This is a genomic window from Hydrocoleum sp. CS-953, from assembly GCF_002260545.1.
Taxonomy (GTDB): domain Bacteria; phylum Cyanobacteriota; class Cyanobacteriia; order Cyanobacteriales; family Microcoleaceae; genus Trichodesmium.
The window spans coordinates 1-3,552 of sequence record NZ_LGSU01000540.1 but is presented as its reverse complement, the minus strand read 5'-3'; the positions used below and the strand labels follow the sequence as shown (position 1 = coordinate 3,552).

The following is a 3,552-nucleotide window of genomic DNA, read 5'->3' as shown; positions in this document are numbered from 1 at the left end:
GGTTATGGAAATATAAAAAAGCAATTCTAATCAAAAGGAATTTTTCTTTAGTTGAATTTTCTACTATTTAAGGGTTGAGAGCTATTTCAACTACTAAAAAACTATAACCAGCCTAGAAGAGGCAATTATAATTATCTTAATACCTTCCAATTACTAATTTGCCATTTTTCATTCTGACGAACTAAATTATAACGAACAAGTAAGTTTTCATTGTCAGAATTAGTCAATCTACCATTGTCATAAAACTGAACCCTTTCTCTCACTTGAGCATCTACTTGAGCTTCATTAGAATTTGTATTACTCATCTTCACGCTTTTTATCTCTAAATCATGCTCATACTTTCGGTGAGATTTCTCTCTCTTCAGAGCATTAGCCGTAGGTAACCAACGCTCAAGTGCTGGGTTCACTAGAATATTTCGTAATTTTTCAACTTGATGATTAGGACCAAGAGCAGCAGCCTTAATATCTAACCAACTTTGAATCGCTAGTTGTGCTACTTCTTTCGTTATAGGTCCTGATGCTCCGAGGCTAACCCGATTAGGTTCTGGAATTTCTATTGGAGGTCTGTCCAATAGCACCTCAGGTTGTTCTCCTTGTAGCCTAGGTCCACCTAATCCTAAAGCATTTGCTAACCAAGCAATAGTTTTAATTGTCATAAACCCAATCAGTCCTATTGCCAATAATCCCAAAACTGCAATTAATATTAGACGACCAACCTTAACAGGTTCTCTTCTAGCAGAGATTCTCCGTTGACTATGGTCTGGCATAGATTGGGGTAATTCTTCACTTCCTAGTGACGTACTTTCATTAAATTGAGGTAAACTACTCCTGCTCCTTTCCCTCATTCTTCCTGAATAGCGACCAGAACTGGGATTAGTTAATTGTTTTTGCGCACCTATAGTAGATGATGATTTTTCTGATTCTTGAAGCAACTTATCAGAACTAGCTCCTAGTAAATTAGAAGTTCCTTTGCTTGCAGAAGCAGGACTAGCAGTAGCAACACTACCCACACCAGATATACCTTTATTTTCTAAATCTGATACGGTGGATTTGTCAACTTCCTTCTGATAGAACATCTGTTCCGTGTCGCGATCGCGACGAGGTTGAACAACTACCCACTGATTAACTGCTTCTGTTTCTGTAGGTAAAGCTTCTAGATAAGCTTGAACGTGCCGATCTGCAAAATAGTCTTTCAAAGAAGCTGACTTGTCAGACAAATCACGAAAATGTGGAAATACCTCCTCAGTCAACCAATGTTCAGCATAAAGACATAGCCCTGGTAATAAATCTGGAGATTCTTGAGAATTTTCTTTAATAAAGGATAAAGGTTCATTTTCATGGCTAAGTTCTAATGAACGACTAGCCTCTTCAGTTTGCCCTAAAAGTAAAGCACAAACAGATTTCTCTAAATTTACATCTTGACTACGACCTAATTGCATCAACATCAACTTAGCCTTACGAATCAAAGCTGGTTGTTTTTGGGCAAACCCTTGAGCTAAAAAAGTATAAACTGCTAGGTATGTACCTACTGCCGAAGGACGATGAGCTTCTACCTCAAATAATTTCTTTTGTTCTGATGTGGTTAAATGATGACGTAGCTCCTGAACAAATTTCAGAAAATCTTCTACCCTAAGTCCAGAGCTATCTTCACCTTGACCATCAATTCCTCCCCGTTCATTTAACATATCTTGAAGAATTTCTAGGCCACGGCGACGGTCTAGAGCTATCTCCTCTGGTAATGCTATTAACTCCATTACTCTATAAGGACGTAGCTTATAAAGGTCAGCTTGTATCTCCCCTCGAACTTGAACAAACAGATTTTCTCGTAGTAATAATCCCTGCCCAGCTTCTAAAGCTGTGGCCGCACTTTCATATTGTCCTTGTTGCCATTGTTCTCTACCCAGTTCTAAATTAGCTAAAGCAACTGTGAGGACAATATCTGGCAGAACTAATGCTGGATCGCCAAAACGTCCATCTTTTATAGCAATACTATTATTAGTAAGATAAGGATGAGTAAGTTTTAATACCAGTTCGTATTCTCCTAGTTCCTGTAGAATCAGGATTGCTCCCACGAATTGTGGATCTTCTATTTCTATACTGGGGCTGTTAGGGTCAAACTGAGAGCTACTTATGGTCTCTCTACCTTGAGAGCTTATCCTTTTTGCTAATCGTCTAGAAGCTATTATGGGGATAACTTCTCCTGTTTCCTGAAGTTTTGTTTCTTTTTCCTCTACTTTATCAAGATTTATCTCAGAACTCGGACTTAGTTCTTCTACTTTTTCTGGCTCGTAGGTTTTAGCCAAAAAGCTGCCATCATAAGTTTGCCGTTGTTCTAGGTCAGACAGAACAGCATAAGCCTCATCTATAAGTTGTTTACGGGCAACTATTGTTGCCTCAGAATACTCCCTTCTAGGAAACTGCTGGGTGCGGTCTCTATGTGCCTGCCGTAACTGTTCGGCAGTAGCCTGAATTGGTAAACCTAAAATTCGGTAATAATCTAGTGGAATCCGCACAGTGCATTTCCTCAAAGGAGAGTTACTATATTACTTAATAATATCCTTTGTTGCTGACTAACAGAGGTCTTTTTTATTACTTTAGAGCAATTTTTTTGATGCTCGTCACTTATGAGCTAGGATTTTTTCACCGATAAACATTAAAGGTTTAAAGGTGAATCTACCAATCCTTAAATGTTCAACAAAAAATCTTATAAAGATACTGAATTTAATTTTAGCATCAAAATTCCAAGAATATAAAAATTCTTCTTCGAATTATCAAAGCATATTTTCCATTTATATCTACTTATATCTACAATTTTGAAAAAAATTGTAGATATTCATCTGATAGATTGGAGTTGCTTCCCACAAAGTATAGTTCATAATAATAAATATAGTCAAATATGACATATTCTCCTGCATTGCAGGTTTGACCTGGACTGGGTGTTAGCGTTTGCGCAGCATTCCGCAGGAAAGGAGGCACTACAACACCACGCCAGTTGCTTCAAGTTGGGGAACCCGCCTAACGCAGTGGCTTCTCTATCCCATGGTCAAAGACAAAAGGGAGCTGCTTTTCTCATAATGTTCAAAGAGCCATTCACATCAGCATTAATCAATCTGTCACAACCTGTGCGATTTGCATTCCCCGTTTCACCCTTTTTCCACTAAAAGTTGACTAATTTTTCTCACCATTCTTGTAAACAGGAATTTTATCATTATCCATAAAACTTGCAATTGAAGTATAAGATTCTTCGGTTAAAATCACCTTAATTCCTACCATTTTAGCTTTATAAGATAACATTTCTATTAACTTACCATGGGGAATTTGAACAAAATTTTGATTGTTCTTTTTTACTAACTTAATCTCCTGTATCCACTCCTGATTTTGGCCAATTATCAGAGTCCCTATTTTGTAAGTGATGAGGGTATTAATAATCAAACGAGATGCTTTGTGGAGATAATCATTGATTTTAAATTCTCTTTTACTAGCAAGTTTTCTCAGTCTCTGAGTTTATTTGACTATATATGACTATATTTATGTACAACGTTTATTATACCT

2 protein-coding genes are annotated in these 3,552 nt (G+C 37.2%); both read right to left on the bottom strand.

Features of this window, described 5'->3' with window-relative positions:
• Positions 1-131: 131 nt before the first annotated feature.
• Positions 132-2,513 carry an IMS domain-containing protein gene (locus tag AFK68_RS05685; protein ID WP_094671944.1) on the bottom strand — a complete coding sequence of 794 codons (2,382 nt, stop codon included), beginning with the start codon at positions 2,511-2,513 and terminating at the stop codon, positions 132-134.
• Between the two features lie 655 nt (positions 2,514-3,168).
• The gene (locus tag AFK68_RS38210; RefSeq protein WP_256386496.1) at positions 3,169-3,462 is read right to left on the bottom strand and encodes an IS200/IS605 family accessory protein TnpB-related protein; all 294 of its coding nucleotides are present in this window, start codon (positions 3,460-3,462) and stop codon (positions 3,169-3,171) included.
• Between the last annotated feature and the right edge of the window lie 90 nt (positions 3,463-3,552).